This is a genomic window from Streptomyces sp. NPDC001108 (assembly GCF_053598535.1).
Genome location: NZ_JBSFKL010000002.1, coordinates 246,357 through 261,627, shown reverse-complemented (window position 1 = coordinate 261,627; position 15,271 = coordinate 246,357). Strand labels below are relative to the sequence as shown.

The 15,271-nt window shown below is 69.5% G+C and carries 12 protein-coding genes and 1 riboswitch; of the genes, 5 read left to right on the top strand and 7 right to left on the bottom strand.

What is annotated here, in order from left to right:
• Nucleotides 1–24: 24 nt before the first annotated feature.
• The 5 genes from ACWC97_RS05985 to ACWC97_RS05965 all read right to left on the bottom strand — a co-directional run bounded on the left by ACWC97_RS05985 (nt 25) and on the right by ACWC97_RS05965 (nt 6,807).
• Entirely contained in the window at nt 25–1,044 is a 1,020-nt protein-coding gene (locus ACWC97_RS05985; protein ID WP_352278390.1) for a ribonucleotide-diphosphate reductase subunit beta, read from the bottom strand.
• Nucleotides 1,044–3,446, bottom strand: a complete 2,403-nt coding sequence (locus tag ACWC97_RS05980) for a ribonucleoside-diphosphate reductase subunit alpha (RefSeq protein WP_450647684.1) — start codon at nt 3,444–3,446, stop codon at nt 1,044–1,046. The genes ACWC97_RS05985 and ACWC97_RS05980 overlap by 1 nt, the downstream gene beginning before the upstream one ends.
• Nucleotides 3,447–3,587: 141 nt before the next feature.
• A riboswitch (cobalamin riboswitch) is annotated at nt 3,588–3,713 on the bottom strand.
• Between the two features lie 181 nt (nt 3,714–3,894).
• Nucleotides 3,895–5,529, bottom strand: coding sequence for a monocarboxylate uptake permease MctP (gene mctP, locus ACWC97_RS05975; RefSeq protein ID WP_450647682.1), 1,635 nt, complete (start codon nt 5,527–5,529; stop codon nt 3,895–3,897).
• Nucleotides 5,526–5,780, bottom strand: coding sequence for a DUF3311 domain-containing protein (locus tag ACWC97_RS05970; RefSeq protein WP_352278395.1), 255 nt, complete (start codon nt 5,778–5,780; stop codon nt 5,526–5,528). The genes mctP and ACWC97_RS05970 overlap by 4 nt, the downstream gene beginning before the upstream one ends.
• A 262-nt stretch (nt 5,781–6,042) precedes the next feature.
• A complete protein-coding gene (locus ACWC97_RS05965; RefSeq protein ID WP_352278397.1) occupies nt 6,043–6,807 on the bottom strand; it encodes a GntR family transcriptional regulator in 765 nt (254 codons plus the stop codon).
• A gap of 279 nt (nt 6,808–7,086) precedes the next feature.
• Here ACWC97_RS05965 and ACWC97_RS05960 point away from each other — a divergent pair, with 279 nt between their 5' ends.
• The 4 genes from ACWC97_RS05960 (at nt 7,087) to ACWC97_RS05945 (ending at nt 11,830) form a co-directional block, all read left to right on the top strand.
• Nucleotides 7,087–8,370 (top strand): extracellular solute-binding protein, encoded by a 1,284-nt coding sequence (locus ACWC97_RS05960; RefSeq protein WP_352278398.1) that lies wholly within the window; start codon nt 7,087–7,089, stop codon nt 8,368–8,370.
• Nucleotides 8,371–8,473: 103 nt separating this feature from the next.
• Nucleotides 8,474–9,466: a carbohydrate ABC transporter permease gene (locus tag ACWC97_RS05955; protein ID WP_352278400.1), complete on the top strand. Its 993-nt coding sequence runs from the start codon at nt 8,474–8,476 to the stop codon at nt 9,464–9,466.
• Nucleotides 9,463–10,293: a carbohydrate ABC transporter permease gene (locus ACWC97_RS05950; protein ID WP_352278402.1), complete on the top strand. Its 831-nt coding sequence runs from the start codon at nt 9,463–9,465 to the stop codon at nt 10,291–10,293. The genes ACWC97_RS05955 and ACWC97_RS05950 overlap by 4 nt, the downstream gene beginning before the upstream one ends.
• Before the next feature lie 7 nt (nt 10,294–10,300).
• Entirely contained in the window at nt 10,301–11,830 is a 1,530-nt protein-coding gene (locus ACWC97_RS05945) for a glycoside hydrolase family 3 protein (protein WP_352278404.1), read from the top strand.
• A 111-nt stretch (nt 11,831–11,941) separates the two neighbouring features.
• On the opposite strand, the gene nagB is transcribed toward ACWC97_RS05945, so the two are convergent.
• Nucleotides 11,942–12,727, bottom strand: coding sequence for a glucosamine-6-phosphate deaminase (gene nagB / locus ACWC97_RS05940; RefSeq protein ID WP_352278405.1), 786 nt, complete (start codon nt 12,725–12,727; stop codon nt 11,942–11,944).
• A 532-nt stretch (nt 12,728–13,259) separates the two neighbouring features.
• On the opposite strand from nagB, the gene ACWC97_RS05935 reads away from it, so the two are divergent.
• Entirely contained in the window at nt 13,260–14,729 is a 1,470-nt protein-coding gene (locus ACWC97_RS05935; protein WP_352278407.1) for a sensor histidine kinase, read from the top strand.
• A 198-nt stretch (nt 14,730–14,927) separates the two neighbouring features.
• Here the strand turns inward: ACWC97_RS05935 and ACWC97_RS05930 are convergent, their stop codons facing one another.
• Nucleotides 14,928–15,185 carry a WhiB family transcriptional regulator gene (locus ACWC97_RS05930; RefSeq protein WP_003953983.1) on the bottom strand — a complete coding sequence of 86 codons (258 nt, stop codon included), beginning with the start codon at nt 15,183–15,185 and terminating at the stop codon, nt 14,928–14,930.
• Between the last annotated feature and the right edge of the window lie 86 nt (nt 15,186–15,271).

The window sequence follows — 15,271 nt, the reverse complement described above, 5'->3', positions numbered from 1 at the left end:
CCCGGCGGGACCGGCCTCTTCCGCCTAGAAGTCGTCGTCGAAGGAGACGGACCCCTCCACCGCGACCTGGTAGGCGGACGGGCGGCGCTCGAAGAAGTTCGTCAGCTCCTGCACGCCCTGCAGCTCCATGAACGAGAACGGGTTCTCCGAGCCGTAGACCGCCGGGAAGCCCAGCCGGGTCAGGCGCTGGTCGGCGACGCACTCCAGGTACTGCCGCATCGAGTCGGTGTTCATGCCCGGCAGCCCGTCGCCGCACAGGTCGCGGCCGAACTGGAGCTCCGCCGCCACGGCCTCCTTCAGCATGTCGGTGACCTGCTGCTGGAGCTCGTCGTCGAAGAGGTCGGGCTCCTCCTTGCGGACGGTGTCCACCACCTCGAACGCGAAGTTCATGTGCATCGTCTCGTCCCGGAACACCCAGTTGGTGCCGGTGGCCAGACCGTGCAGCAGACCCCGCGAGCGGAACCAGTAGACGTATGCGAACGCGCCGTAGAAGAACAGCCCCTCGATGCACGCCGCGAAGCAGATCAGGTTGAGCAGGAAGCGGCGGCGGTCGGCCTTCGTCTCCAGCCGCTCGATCTTCTCGACCGAGTCCATCCACTTGAAGCAGAACTGGGCCTTCTCGCGGATCGAGGGGATCTCCTCGACCGCGTCGAACGCCGCCGCCCGGTCCTGCGGATCGGGCAGATAGGTGTCCAGCAGCGTCAGATAGAACTGGACGTGCACGGCCTCCTCGAAGAGCTGCCGCGACAGGTACAGCCGCGCCTCGGGGGAGTTGATGTGCTTGTACAGCGTCAGCACGAGGTTGTTGGAGACGATCGAGTCACCGGTCGCGAAGAACGCGACGAGCCGCCCGATCATGTGCTGCTCGCCCGGCGACAGCTTGGCCAGGTCGGCGACGTCGGAGTGGAGGTCGACCTCCTCCACCGTCCAGGTGTTCTTGATCGCGTCCCGGTAGCGCTCGTAGAAGTCCGGGTAGCGCATCGGACGCAGGGTCAGCTCGAAACCCGGGTCCAGCAGGTTCTTCTCGGAGTGGGTGGAGCTCATTACTGGCATGCCTCGCAGGACTCGGGGTTTTCGAGGGAGCAGGCGATCGCGTCCGCGTCGGGTGCCGACGCCTGCTGTACGGGAAGGGGGGCGGCGGCGGCCTGGCCGGAGGCCGCGCGGGCGATCCGGGTCGCCGGGCGCGAGCGCAGGTAGTACGTCGTCTTCAGCCCCTGCTTCCAGGCGTACGCGTACATCGAGGAGAGCTTGCCGATCGTCGGCGTCTCCAGGAACAGGTTCAGCGACTGGCTCTGGTCCAGGAACGGGGTACGGGCCGCCGCCATGTCGATCAGGCCGCGCTGCGGGATCTCCCACGCGGTGCGGTACAGCGCCCGCACGTCCTCGGGGATCCAGGCGAAGCCCTGCACCGAGCCGCTCGCCTCGCGCAGCGCCTCACGGGTCCGCGCGTCCCACACGCCGAGCTGCTTCAGCTCCTCCACCAGGTACGCGTTGACCTGGAGGAACTCACCGCTGAGCGTCTCGCGCTTGAAGAGGTTGGAGACCTGCGGCTCGATGCACTCGTACACCCCGGCGATCGAGGCGATCGTCGCGGTCGGCGCGATGGCCAGCAGGAGCGAGTTGCGCATGCCGGACTTCGCGACCCGGGCGCGCAGCGCCTCCCAGCGCTCCGGCCAGTTCAGCCCGGTGTCGTAGTGGTCGGGGTGCAGCACCCCGCGCGCCGCGCGCGTCCGCTCCCAGGCGGGCAGCGGGCCCGAGCGCTCGGCGAGCTCGCAGGACGCCTCGTAGGCGGCGAGCATGATCCGCTCGGAGATCCGGGTGGAGAGCGCGCGGGCCTCCGGCGAGTCGAACGGCAGCCGCAGCTGGAAGAAGACGTCCTGGAGCCCCATGGCGCCCAGGCCCACCGGGCGCCACTGGGCGTTGGAGCGGCCCGCCTGCTCGGTCGGGTAGAAGTTGATGTCGACGACCCGGTCCAGGAAGGTCACGGCGGTGCGGACGGTGGCGTCCAGCCGCTCCCAGTCGATGGAGCCGCCGGCGACGAACGCGCCGAGGTTGACCGAGCCCAGGTTGCAGACGGCGGTCTCACCGTCGTCGGTGACCTCCAGGATCTCGGTGCACAGGTTCGACGAGTGGACGACGCTGCCCGGCTCGGCGGTCTGGTTCGCGGTCCGGTTGGAGGCGTCCTTGAAGGTCATCCAGCCCTGGCCGGTCTGGGCGAGGGTGCGCATCATCCGGCCGTACAGCTCGCGGGCCGGGAGCGTCCGGCGGGCCAGCCCCTTCGCCTCGGCGGCCCGGTACGCGGCGTCGAACGCGTCGCCCCACAGGTCGACCAGGTCGGGCACGTCGACCGGGGAGAACAGCGACCACTCGCCGTCCGCCTCGACCCGGCGCATGAACTCGTCCGGCACCCAGTGCGCCAGGTTCAGGTTGTGCGTGCGCCGCTGGTCCTCGCCCGTGTTGTCGCGCAGCTCCAGGAACTCCTCGATGTCCGCGTGCCAGGTCTCCAGGTAGACGGCGGCGGCGCCCTTGCGGCGGCCCCCCTGGTTGACGGCGGCGACCGAGGCGTCCAGCGTCTTGAGGAACGGCACGATGCCGTTGGAGTGCCCGTTGGTGCCGCGGATCAGCGAACCGCGCGAGCGGATACGGGAGTACGAGAGGCCGATGCCGCCCGCGTGCTTCGAGAGCCGGGCCACCTGGTGGTAGCGGTCGTAGATCGAGTCCAGCTCGTCCAGCGGCGAGTCCAGCAGGTAGCAGGAGGACATCTGCGGGTGCCGGGTACCGGAGTTGAACAGGGTGGGGGAGGAGGGCAGGTAGTCGAGCCGGCTCATCAGGCCGTACAGCGCCGCCACCTCGTCCAGGGCGCGCTGCGACTCGTCCTCGGCGAGCCCGGACGCCACCCGGAGCATGAAGTGCTGCGGGGTCTCGACGACCTGGCGGGTGTGCGGGTGGCGCAGCAGGTAGCGGCTGTGCAGGGTGCGCAGCCCGAAGTAGCCGAAGCGGTCGTCCGCGCCGTCGGCGAGGGACTGGTCCACCAGCGCGTCCAGCGCCGGTGCGTGCCGGGCGACGAAGGCGGCGGTGCGGTCCGCGATCAGGCCCTCGCGGTGCCCCACGGCGACCGACGCGGAGAAGGAGACCGCGCCCTGGCCCGCCGCCTCGTCCGCGATGGCGAGGGTCAGCAGGCGGGCGGCCAGCCGGGAGTACGCGGGGTCCTCGGAGATCAGGCCCGCGGCCGCCTCGGTGGCCAGCGCACGCAGCTCCGCCTCGTCCGCCCGCGCGCTGCGGCCGCGCAGGGCGGCGGCGGCGACCCGGCCGGGGTCGGTGTCGGGCAGATCGGCGGTGAGGGCGGTCAGGGTCCGCAGCAGCGCCGCTCCGGGACCGTCCTGTGCGGCTGCCTCGGACTCGACGGACGCGGCGACTGAAGCCGGATCGGCTGGCGCGATGGTCACGTGTTGCTCTCCCACGCTCGGCTCGGGGCCGGCGGGGGAACGGGGCAGCCCGCGAAGGACGCACCCGGGCCGGGGCAGCACTCCGCGCGGCGTCCACCGGCCCAACCGCGAGGCCCGGACGTCTGGGCATCCGGTTCGGTCGAGCCGGATGCGCTGTCGGCAGGTCCTCGGACTGGCTCGGGTGCGCAAAAGCGCACGGGATACACCGTTGCGGGACAGTTCCGGATTCGCACCGGATTCCCCTGCGACGACAGCGAGGATGAGCATACATGTGGGGGCCGCCCGATGAGGCAGCCCCCACATGTTGTGTCGTACGACGCAGGATCAGGCCGCTCCCGCAACGGCGGGCGGCCCGCCCCCGCCCCTCGGGAAGGGGCGGGAACGGGCCGTGGAGGCCCGGTGACGGGCCCTGCCGGAGGGTGTTCCCGGGGCGCCGGGAAGCGGGCCGTCAGTGGCCGCCCGGAGCCCCCGCGGTGGCCGGCGGGAGCTCCGCCCGCACGCCCGGGTCGCCCGCGTCGGCCGTGTAGTCGGCCGGCGAGGTCTCGTCCGTACCGGCGGGCGCCTTCACGGCGTTCAGGACGAAGGTCAGCACCACCGTCACGACCACGTTCAGCACGAACGCGGTGAGGCCGATGTAGCCGATCTCGCCGATGCCGGGGATCTCCGCCGACGAACCGCCGAAGTGCTTCTGGGTCGGCGAGGCGACCCCGTACGCGGCGACCGTCCCGTACACCATGCCGACCGCCCAGCCCGCGAGCAGCGCCCAGCGGTGGAACCAGCGGGTGAACAGCCCGCCGACCAGGGCCGGCATCGTCTGGAGGATCCAGATCCCGCCGAGGAGCTGGAAGTTGATCGCGACGGTCTTGTCCATGGTGAGGACGAAGGCCAGCGCACCGACCTTGACCAGCAGCGACACCAGCTTGGATACCTTGGTCTCCTGCTCCGGGGTGGCGTCGGGCCTCAGGAAGTCCTTGTAGATGTTGCGGGTGAAGAGGTTCGCCGCGGCGATCGACATGATGGCGGCGGGCACCAGCGCGCCGATGCCGATCGCGGCGAAGGCCACCCCCGCGAACCAGTCCGGGAACATGTTCTCGAACAGCTGCGGGATGGCGAGCTGCCCGTTGTCCACCTTGATCCCGGCGGCGATCGCCATGAAGCCGAGCAGCGCCAGCAGGCCCAGCATCAGCGAGTACAGCGGCAGGATCGTGGTGTTGCGCCGGATCACGTTGCGGCTGCGGCTGGAGAGCGTCGCCGTGATGGAGTGCGGATACATGAACAGCGCCAGCGCCGAGCCCAGCGCCAGGGTCGCGTACCCCCACTGGCCCGCCTCGCCCGGGGCGAGTGCGCCGCGCGGCTTGCCGGTGGTCGGACTGGTCTCGGAGAACGCCTCGCCCGCCTTGGCGAAGATGTCGTGGAAGCCGCCCAGCTTGATCGGGATGTAGATGATCGCCACGGCGATGACCAGGTAGATCAGCCCGTCCTTGACGAACGCGATCAGCGCGGGCGCGCGCAGCCCGGACGAGTAGGTGTACGCGGCGAGCACCGCGAACGCGAGCAGCAGCGGCAGGTCCTTGATGAACCAGTGCGTGTTCTCGCCGCCGCCGACGCCCATCACGTCCAGCACCGCCTGGATGCCCACGAGTTGGAGCGCGATGTACGGCATGGTGGCGAGGATGCCGGTGACGGCGACCGCCAGCGACAGCCCCTTCGAGCCGAACCGCCCGCGGACGAAGTCAGAGGTGGTGACGTAGCCGTGCTTGTGCGAGACCGACCACAGCCGGGGCAGGAAGGTGAAGATCAGCGGGTACACCAGGATCGTGTACGGAACGGCGAAGAAGCCCGCCGCGCCCGCCGCGTAGATCGCCGCCGGTACGGCGACGAAGGTGTACGCCGTGTACAGGTCGCCGCCGAGCAGGAACCAGGTCACCCAGGTGCCGAACGAGCGTCCGCCCAGACCCCATTCGTCGAGGCTGGCCTCGTTCTCGGCCCTGCGCCAGCGGGCGGCCAGGAAGCCCATGACCGTGACCGCCACGAAGAAGAAGATGAAGACGCCGAGCGCGACGCCGTTCACGCCGTCCTTCATGCGCGCTCACCCCCCTTGCGGGCGCGCTGGTCGCGCTGCCACAGCTTGTACGCGACCATCGTGAGCGCGGTGGAGATCAGCACCCAGAGCATCTGGTACCAGTAGAAGAACGGGATGCCGATGAAGGTGGGGTCCACCTTCGCGTACGAACCCACCCAGAGCATCGCCACGAACGGCGCGACCAGACAGAGCGCGACGACCACTCTGACCGGTGTGATGGTGGGCGGTTTTTCCTCTGGTTCCACGGACATGCGGCGACTCCGTCCCCTCGCTGATCACCCTGTAATGCGCAGGAAATCTAGGGGAGGTTCCGGTCACCGTCACCCCCTGTCCGCATTGCGGTCCGACAACGGTCCGACCGGTTGGTACGTATGTGTGAGATCGCGTCATACGTACGGGAGTTGGTCCGTACCAGGGCAGCCGAAAGGCCCCTGCGGAGTGGTGCGCTCCACAGGGGCCCGAGGGTGGTGGCACGGGAAGGGATGGCCGGAAATGGCCTCCCGTCCGCCGGAATCAGTCGATGGGCCGCTTGAGTCGCGCCACGAACTTGTACCGGTCGCCGCGGTAGACCGAGCGCACCCACTCCACCGGCTCGCCCTGCCCGTCCAGCGAGTGCCGGGAGAGCATCAGCATCGGCAGACCCACGTCGGTGCCGAGCAGCCCGGCCTCGCGCGGGGTGGCCAGCGAGGTCTCGATGGTCTCCTCGGCCTCGGCCAGCCGTACGTCGTAGACCTCGGCCAGCGCGGTGTAGAGAGAGGTGTACTTCACCAGGGAGCGGCGGAGCGCCGGGAAGCGCTTGGCCGAAAGGTGTGTGGTCTCGATCGCCATCGGCTCGCCGCTGGCCAGCCGGAGCCGCTCGATCCGCAGCACCCGCCCGCCGGTGGTGATGTCGAGCAGCCCGGCGAGGGTGTCGTCGGCCGTCACATAGCCGATGTCCAGCAGCTGGGACGTCGGTTCCAGCCCCTGGGCACGCATGTCCTCGGTGTACGAGGTGAGTTGGAGGGCCTGCGAGACCTTCGGCTTGGCGACGAAGGTGCCCTTGCCCTGGATGCGCTCCAGCCGGCCCTCGACGACCAGCTCCTGGAGCGCCTGGCGCACGGTGGTGCGCGAGGTGTCGAACTCGGCGGCCAGGGTCCGCTCAGGGGGCACGGGGGTGCCCGGCGGCATGGTGTCCGTCATGTCCAGCAGATGTCGCTTCAGCCGGTAGTACTTCGGGACGCGTGCCGTGCGTGTGGCCGCGCCCGTCTCGTTCTCCGTACTGCCCCCGTCGGCACCCATGGTCCGCCTTCCCGACGCTTGCGTTGCTGCCGTCACCGGCTCCTCCGTCTGTCGCGGCTCACATGGTGGCACGGTCCGGTCACGGCTGGTCGCCCTCCCTTAGGTGTCGGTCCTATAACGGACGCGAGTGCACTTCTTATACACCCTTGACACCCCAAAAGGTCTAGGCCAAGCTCCCGGTACTGGTCTAAACCATTAAAGACCAGGTCCAGCCCCAGCAGTACTCGTCGAATGTCTTCGCGGTGGGCGGGGTTGCAGTATCCCTGAGGAGGGTTTGGCGTGAAGCGCAAGCTCATCGCGGCGATCGGCGTCGCGGGCATGATGATCGGCCTCGCCGCGTGTGGGTCCGACGACGGCGGAGACAGCGGCAAGAAGGCCGGTCCCGACGCCTACAAGGGTCAGACGCTGACCGTCTGGACGATGTCCGGCTCGAACCCCGACGGATGGACCAAGAAGGTCACCGAGGAGTTCGAGAAGAAGACCAAGGCCAAGCTGAAGATCGAAGTCCAGGACTGGAACGGCATCCAGCAGAAGGTCACCACCGCCCTCTCGGAGTCCAACCCGCCGGACGTCCTGGAGATCGGCAACACCCAGACCCCGGCCTACGCCAAGACCGGCGGCCTCGCCGACCTCGGCGACCTCAAGAAGGAGATCGGCTCCGCCTGGGCCGACGGCGTCAACCAGCCCTCCATCTACGACGGCAAGCAGTACGCCCTGCCGTGGTACGTGGGCAACCGCGTCGTCATGTACAACAAGAAGGTCTTCAAGGACGCTGGCATCACCGAGACGCCGAAGACCCGCGCCGACCTCTTCAAGGCCTTCGAGGCCATCGAGAAGAAGGGCGACGCCGAGCCGATCTACCTGCCCGGCCAGAACTGGTACTTCTTCGACGGCCTGCTCGTCGGCAAGGACGTCTCCCCGGTCAAGAAGGAAGGCGACAAGTACGTCTCCAACCTGGCCGACCCGAAGGTCGCCGAGGCCATGGATGTGTACAAGAAGTACCAGTCCTACTCCAAGGCCCCCAAGGACAAGGACGAGGCCACCCCGCAGCAGGCCGAGGTCTTCGCCAAGGGCAAGACCGGCGCCATCATCGCCATGGGCTACGAGGCCGGCACCGCCATCAAGGCCAACCCGAAGCTCAAGGACGACATCGGCTTCTTCACCATCCCCGGTGAGACCGCCGACAAGCCCGAGGGCGTCTTCCTCGGCGGCTCCAACCTCGCCGTGGCCGCGGGCAGCAAGAAGCAGGACCTGGCCAAGGAGTTCCTGAAGATCGCGCTCTCCGAGGAGAACGACGGCGCGCTCATCAAGGAGGCCGGCTGGTCCCCCAAGAACGACGCCATGCAGAAGTACACCGTCGGTCAGCCCGCCGCCGAGGCCGCCGGCCCCGCCGCCGCCAAGTCCGGTGGCACCACGCCGCTGATCCCGGAGTGGGCGCCGGTCGAGAACCCGCCGAACCCGATCAAGACCTACATGACGCTGGTCCTGCAGGGTAAGTCGCCCGCCGACGCCGCCAAGCAGGTCGAGGGCGAGCTCAACAAGCGCCTCAGCCAGCAGCAGTAGTTCGCAGCTAGCGCGTCCCGCGCCGGGGGCGGCGGGTTCCGACCCGCCGCCCCCGGCCGTACGCATCGTTCCGTGTAGGGCTTTGTTGGAAGAGATGGCGAGCATGGCAGTGCAGACCGATCCCTCGGACGTGGCCGGGACGGCCGCGGGCCGCGGCCGGGACGGGATACCACCCGTCGGGCAGCACGGGGGGAAGAAGCGGAGAGTGGGTATCGGCGCCGCGCCGTACCTGCTGATGGTTCCCGCGCTCGCGGTGACGGCGATCTTCCTCGGGTATCCCCTGGTGAAGAACGCCATGCTGTCGTTCCAGAACCTCAACATGGGGCAGCTGATCCAGCATGTCACCGAGTGGAACGGCTTCAAGAACTACCAGGAGATCCTCACCGGAGAGGACTTCTGGAGGGTAACCCTCCGCACGATCGTGTTCACCGCCGCCAACGTCGCGCTGATCATGATCATCGGTACCCTGGTCGGCCTGCTGCTCGCCCGCCTCGGCAAGAAGATGCGGTTCACCTTGTTGATCGGCCTGGTGCTCGCCTGGGCCATGCCGATCGTGGCGGCGTCCACCGTCTACCAGTGGCTCTTCGCCTCCCGCTTCGGCGTGGTCAACTACGTGCTGGACAAGCTCGGCTGGCACTCGATGGCCGACTTCAACTGGACCGGATCGCAGTTCTCCACGTTCTTCGTGGTCACCCTGATGATCGTCTGGCAGTCCATCCCGTTCGTGGCGATCAACCTCTACGCGGCGACCACGACCATCCCCAAGGAGCTCTACGAGGCGGCCTCCCTCGACGGCGCCGGCAGCTGGAAGAGTTTCACCTCGGTGACCATGCCGTTCCTGCGGCCCTTCCTCTACGCCACGACCTTCCTCGAGGTCATCTGGGTCTTCAAGGCGTTCCCGCAGATCTTCACCATCAGTGAGGGCGGCCCCAACCGCCTCACCGAGACCCTGCCGATCTACGCCTTCGTCGAAGGTGTCGGCAACCAGCACTACGGCATGGGCGCGGCGATCTCGCTGCTCACCATCCTGATCATGCTGGGGCTGACCTCGTACTACCTCCGCATCGTTCTCAAGCAAGAGGAGGACGAGCTGTGAAGCGCTCACTGTTCGGCCGCATCTGGCCCAACGCCCTCGCCCTCATCCTCTTCGTCGGGCTGGTCTTCCCCGTCTACTGGATGTTCAGCACGGCCTTCAAGCCGACCGGCGACATCATCACCGAGACCCCGGTCTGGTTCCCCACCGAGATCACCTTCGAGCACTTCAAGACCGCGTACAACGCGCCGAACTTCCTGACCCTGGTCGGGAACTCGCTGACGGTCACCCTGCTCGCCGTGTCCTTCTCGCTGATCATCGCGCTCTTCGCGTCGTTCGCACTGGCCCGCATGCGTTTCAAGGGCCGCAAGGGCATGATCCTCGTCTTCATGATCGCTCAGATGGCGCCCTGGGAAGTCATGGTCATCGCGATCTATCTCCTGGTGCGCGACGCGGACATGCTCAACAGCCTGGTTCCGCTGACGCTCTTCTACATGGTGATGGTGCTCCCCTTCACGATCCTCACGCTCCGCGGCTACGTTGCCGCGGTGCCCAAGGAACTGGAGGAGTCCGCCATGGTCGACGGCTGTACCCGCCCGCAGGCCTTCATCAAGGTCATCCTGCCGCTGCTCGCCCCCGGCCTGATGGCCACCTCGCTCTTCGGCTTCATCACCGCGTGGAACGAGTTCCCGCTGGTCCTCATCCTCAACAAGGACCCCGAGGCCAAGACGCTGCCGCTCTGGCTGTCCCAGTTCCAGAGCCAGTTCGGCGACGACTGGGGCGCAACCATGGCGGCCGCCTCGATCTTCGCCATCCCGATCCTGATCCTCTTCGTCTTCCTGCAGCGCAAGGCCGTCAGCGGCCTCACCGACGGCGCCGTGAAGGGATAACGCAGTCATGACCACCTCGATATCCGCCACGGACACCGTCACCCGCGACGCGCTCGCCGTCCTCCAGCCCGGATTCACCGGCACCACCGCCCCCGAGTGGGTGCTGCGCCGGGTCGACGAGGGCCTCGCCTCCGTCGCCCTCTTCGGCCGCAACATCCGGACGGCCGAGCAGGTCACCGCGCTCACCGCCCGGCTCAGGGCCGAGCGCGAGGACCTCCTCGTCGCGATCGACGAGGAGGGCGGCGACGTCACCCGCCTGGAGGTCCGCACCGGCTCCTCCTTCCCCGGCAACCTCGCCCTCGGCCACGTCGACGACCTCGGGCTGACCCGCGAGGTCGCCCGGGAACTCGGCCGCCGGCTCGCCGAGTGCGGCGTCAACCTCAACTGGGCGCCCTCCGCCGACGTCAACTCCAACCCGGGCAACCCGATCATCGGCGTACGCGCCTTCGGCGCCGACACCGAGCTGGTGGCCCGGCACACCGCCGCGTACATCGAGGGCCTCCAGTCCTCCGGCGTCGCCGCCTGCACCAAGCACTTCCCGGGGCACGGCGACACCGCGATCGACTCGCACCACGCGATGCCGCGCATCGACGTCGACCTGGAGACCCTGCACGCCCGCGAGCTGGTGCCGTTCCGGGCGGCCATCGCGGCCGGCTCCAAGTGCGTGATGAGCGCGCACATCCTGCTGCCGGCACTCGACCCGGACCGCCCCGCCACCGTCAGCCCGCAGATCCTCACCGGCCTGCTCCGCCAGGAGCTGGGCTACGACGGACTGATCGTCACCGACGCCGTGGAGATGCAGGCCATCGCCGCGACCTACGGCATCGAGCAGGGCTCCGTCCTCGCCATCGCGGCGGGCGCCGACGCGCTCTGCGTCGGCGGCGGCCTGGAGGACGAGGGCACCGTGGTGCGGCTGCGCGACGCGCTGGTCCGCGCGGTGCACAGCGGCGAACTCGCCGAGGAGCGGCTCGCGGACGCGGCCGCCCGGGTCCGCGCCCTGGCGGCCTGGACGCGGCAGGCCGGGCGGACCGGTACGGAATCGGGTGCGGCAGTGCAGGAGGGGACCGCGCCCGCCTCCGACATCGGCCTGGTCGCCGCCCGCCGGGCGGTCCTGGTGACCGGCTCGGCCGCCCCGCTGACCGCGCCCGCGTACGTCGCCGCCCTCACCTCCGCGTCGAACATCGCGGTCGGCGACGAGACCCCCTGGGGCGTCGCCGCCGAGCTGGCCCGGCTGGTGCCCGGCACGGAGACCGACACGTACAGCGCCGAGACCGAGGACCCGGCCGGGGCCGTGCTCCGGGCCGCGGGGGAGCGGCCGCTGGTCGTCGTGGTCCGTGACGTCCACCGCCACGCCTGGATGGCCGAAACGCTCGACGCCCTGGTCGCGCGGCGCCCCGACACCGTCGTCGTCGAGATGGGCGTACCGCAGGCGGCCCCCAGGGGCGCCCTGCACATCGCCACCCACGGCGCGGCCCGCGTCTGCGGCCTGGCCGCGGCCGAGGTCATCGTCCGCGGCACCGGCGGCGGGGCGGCCTGAGCCCGGGGCGTGGCGCGGGCACGGGGGGTCGCGCCACGCCCCGCACGACAGCCGAAGGCCCGGGGCCGCCCAGCGTGGGCGGCCCCGGGCCTTCGTGGTCGTCCGGAAGTCCTACAGCCCCTGCCACGACGGCTTCGCCGCGTACGTGGCACGGAAGTAGTCCGCCAGCTTCAGCTTCGACGCGGCGGCCTCGTCGACCACCACCGTCGCGTGCGGGTGCAGCTGGAGCGCCGAGGCGGGCACGATCGAGGCGACGGGCCCCTCCACCGTCTGCGCCACGGCGTCCGCCTTGCCCTCGCCGGTGGCGAGCAGGATCGGGTGGCGGGCCTCCAGGATGGTGCCGATGCCCTGGGTGATCACGTGGTGCGGCACCTGCGTGATGTCGTTGTCGAAGAAGCGCGCGTTGTCGATCCGGGTCTGCTCGGTGAGCGTCTTGATCCGGGTGCGGGAGGCGAGCGAGGAGCACGGCTCGTTGAAGCCGATGTGCCCGTCGGTGCCGATCCCGAGGAGCTGGAGGTCCACCCCGCCGGCCTCGGCGAGCGCCTTGTCATAGGCGAGACAGGCCGCCTGGACGTCCTCGGCGGCGCCGTCCGGACCCATGAAGGACTCCTGGGACAGGCCGAGCGGTTCGACGACCTCGCGCAGCACCACCGAGCGGTAGGACTCGGGGTGGCCGGCCGGCAGGCCCACGTACTCGTCGAGCTGGCAGATACGGGCGCGCGAGGCGTCCACGGCGCCGGAGCGGACCTTGGCCGCCAGCGCCTGGTAGATGGGCAGCGGGGTAGAGCCGGTGGCAACGCCGAGAAGGGCGTCGGGCTTGCGGCTCAGCAGGGCACCGATGGCCTCCGCGATGAGTTCGCCGCCTGCCTGGGCGTCCGGGACGATGACAACTTCCACGCGGGGCCTGCCGATCTGAAGAGTTGAGTCAGGTGGTATAGACCAATCGGTTCCAATTTAGCAGACCACGGCAACGTGGGCGCGGTGGATGTCCCCGTTCCCGCGGCGGATTTCATGGAGTGGGACGGCCGGGAACGGCTCGGCGGCGGGGCGGGGACCGGAGGGCCGGACGGCCTCGGTACGGACCCGGAAACACCCGCGGGCCACGGCGCCGGGACAGGACCCTCAGCCTGTCCGGCACCGCAGCCCGGAGTAGGGCCGTCCGTCACGGACGGTCCGGTTCGGCCGGCGGTGTGCGGTGCCCCCGGCCGGGGAGAGGCACCGACGCGGTCAGGGCAGAGAGCGCGGTGCCTCGATCCACTCTCCTGTGCGGGGAGAGTGGAAGATCTGTCTCCAGCATTGTGGACTAGACCATTAGCTGTGTCCATCCGTCCGGGCGCCGAAATTTCGGCCTCTTCCCCGGCACGTACGGGGGAGTCGTCCGGTTCGGAATGATCGCTCCCGCGCGGGTACGCTCGCACATGTGCCCTCCATGAACGATCTCGTCCGCCAGCACACAGCCCTCGGTGACACCGACCTGGAGTGGCTGCACCTGCTGGTCTCGGAGTGGCAGTTGCTCTCCGACCTGTCCTTCGCCGACCTCGTGCTCTGGGTGCCCACCCGGGACGGTACCCGCTATGTGTCCGTGGCCCAGATGCGTCCCAACACCGGCCCGACCTCCTACCAGGACGACATGGTCGGCCACCTGGTGCCGCGCGGCCGCCGCCCGATGCTGGACGCGGCCCTGGACGAGGGCCGGATCGTCCGCGAGGGCGACCCGGAGTGGCGCGAGGAGGTGCCGGTCCGGGTCGAGTCGATCCCGGTCCGCAGGGAGGGCCGGGTGCTCGGGGTGATCGCCCGCAACACCAACCTCCTGACCGTCCGGACCCCCTCCCGGCTGGAGCTCACCTACCTCCAGTCGGCCTCCGACCTGGCCCAGATGATCGCGGCCGGCGCCTTCCCCTTCCCGGACCAGCAGGTCGACATGGACGCCTCGCCGCGCGTCGGCGACGGACTGATCCGGCTCGACGCCGACGGGGTCGTCCAGTACGCCAGCCCCAACGGCCTCTCCGCGTACCACCGTCTCGGCCTCGCCTCCGACCTGGTCGGCCACCACCTGGGCTCCATCACCGCCGAACTCGCCCCTTCCCGGGGCCCGGTGGACGAAGCCCTGGTCAAGATGGCCAGCGGCTACGCGCCCCGGGAGTTCGAGGTCGAGTGCGAGGGCGGGGTGATCCAGCTGAGGACGATCCCGCTCAAGCCCAAGGGCGCCCGCATCGGCTCCCTGGTCCTGCTCCGGGACGTGACCGAACTCCGCCGTCGCGAGCGCGAGTTGATCACCAAGGACGCCACCATCCGGGAGATCCACCACCGGGTGAAGAACAACCTCCAGACCGTGGCGGCCCTTCTGCGCCTCCAGGCCCGCCGGATGGATTCCGTGCGCGGTCGCGAGGCGCTCAACGAGGCGGTGCGGCGCGTCGGTTCGATCGCCATCGTCCATGAGACGCTGTCCCAGAATCTGGACGAGCGGGTGGAGTTCGACGACATCGCCGACCGGGTCATCGCGATGGTCGCCGAGATCTCCCCGGGCAAGGTCACCTGTCGCCGCACGGGGCGCTTCGGCATCCTGGACGCCGAAGTGGCCACCCCGCTGGCGATGGTGCTCACGGAGGTTCTGCAGAACGCCCTGGAGCACGCCTTCACGCTCGCCGAGTCCGGCACGGTGGAGGTCTCCGCGGTGCGTGGCGGCTCCTCGACCACCGGTGCCCGGCTGCTGATCACCGTCCAGGACGACGGCTGCGGGCTGCCCGAGGGCTTCGACCCGCAGCGCGCCGGGAACCTCGGGCTCCAGATCGTCCGGACTCTGGTGGAGGGTGAGTTGGGCGGCACCTTCGGCATGGTCCCCGCCCCCGGGCGCGGCACCCAGGTCGTCCTCGACATCCCGGTCCGCTCCGCCAAGTAACCCCTGCCACCTGCCCGTTCACCGTTCCGTACGGACGGGCGGGCGCCAACACAGCAGTGAGCCCGGACCGTTGTGACGGTCCGGGCTCACTGGTCAAGCGTGCGCTTCGGGGGGTACTGCGCGCTGCGACTCGGGGGGCGGGGTGGTGCGTACGCGCTGTACGCGCCGCCTGGCTGAGGCTCGAAGCGGTGGCGTCGGTCAGGCGCTGGCGTTACGCGCCCGGTTGCGAGCGGCGCGGCGCTTCATCGCACGGCGCTCGTCCTCGCTGAGGCCACCCCAGACGCCGGAGTCCTGGCCGGACTCGAGCGCCCACTGCAGGCACTGCTCCATGACGGGGCAGCGACGGCAGACGGCCTTGGCTTCCTCGATCTGCAGCAGCGCAGGACCGGTGTTGCCGATGGGGAAGAACAGCTCGGGGTCTTCCTCACGACAAACGGCGTTGTGACGCCAGTCCATGGCTGCTACCTCTCCTTGGTATTGCATACTCTTGCTTGTGAATGTGAACGCTTTCACGAATCCCCCCGCAGGTGACGGGCCGACGC

What these genes read in the sequence shown, in the direction of transcription:
- ACWC97_RS05965 (WP_352278397.1), bottom strand. Translation starts at nt 6,807, where the DNA reads ATGGGTGCCGACGGGGGCAGTACGGAGAACGAGACGGGCGCGGCCACA.
- ACWC97_RS05985 (WP_352278390.1), bottom strand. Translation starts at nt 1,044, where the DNA reads ATGAGCTCCACCCACTCCGAGAAGAACCTGCTGGACCCGGGTTTCGAG.
- ACWC97_RS05955 (WP_352278400.1), top strand. Translation starts at nt 8,474, where the DNA reads ATGGCAGTGCAGACCGATCCCTCGGACGTGGCCGGGACGGCCGCGGGC.
- ACWC97_RS05970 (WP_352278395.1), bottom strand. Translation starts at nt 5,780, where the DNA reads ATGTCCGTGGAACCAGAGGAAAAACCGCCCACCATCACACCGGTCAGA.
- ACWC97_RS05930 (WP_003953983.1), bottom strand. Translation starts at nt 15,185, where the DNA reads ATGGACTGGCGTCACAACGCCGTTTGTCGTGAGGAAGACCCCGAGCTG.
- ACWC97_RS05945 (WP_352278404.1), top strand. Translation starts at nt 10,301, where the DNA reads ATGACCACCTCGATATCCGCCACGGACACCGTCACCCGCGACGCGCTC.
- ACWC97_RS05935 (WP_352278407.1), top strand. Translation starts at nt 13,260, where the DNA reads ATGAACGATCTCGTCCGCCAGCACACAGCCCTCGGTGACACCGACCTG.
- mctP (WP_450647682.1), bottom strand. Translation starts at nt 5,529, where the DNA reads ATGAAGGACGGCGTGAACGGCGTCGCGCTCGGCGTCTTCATCTTCTTC.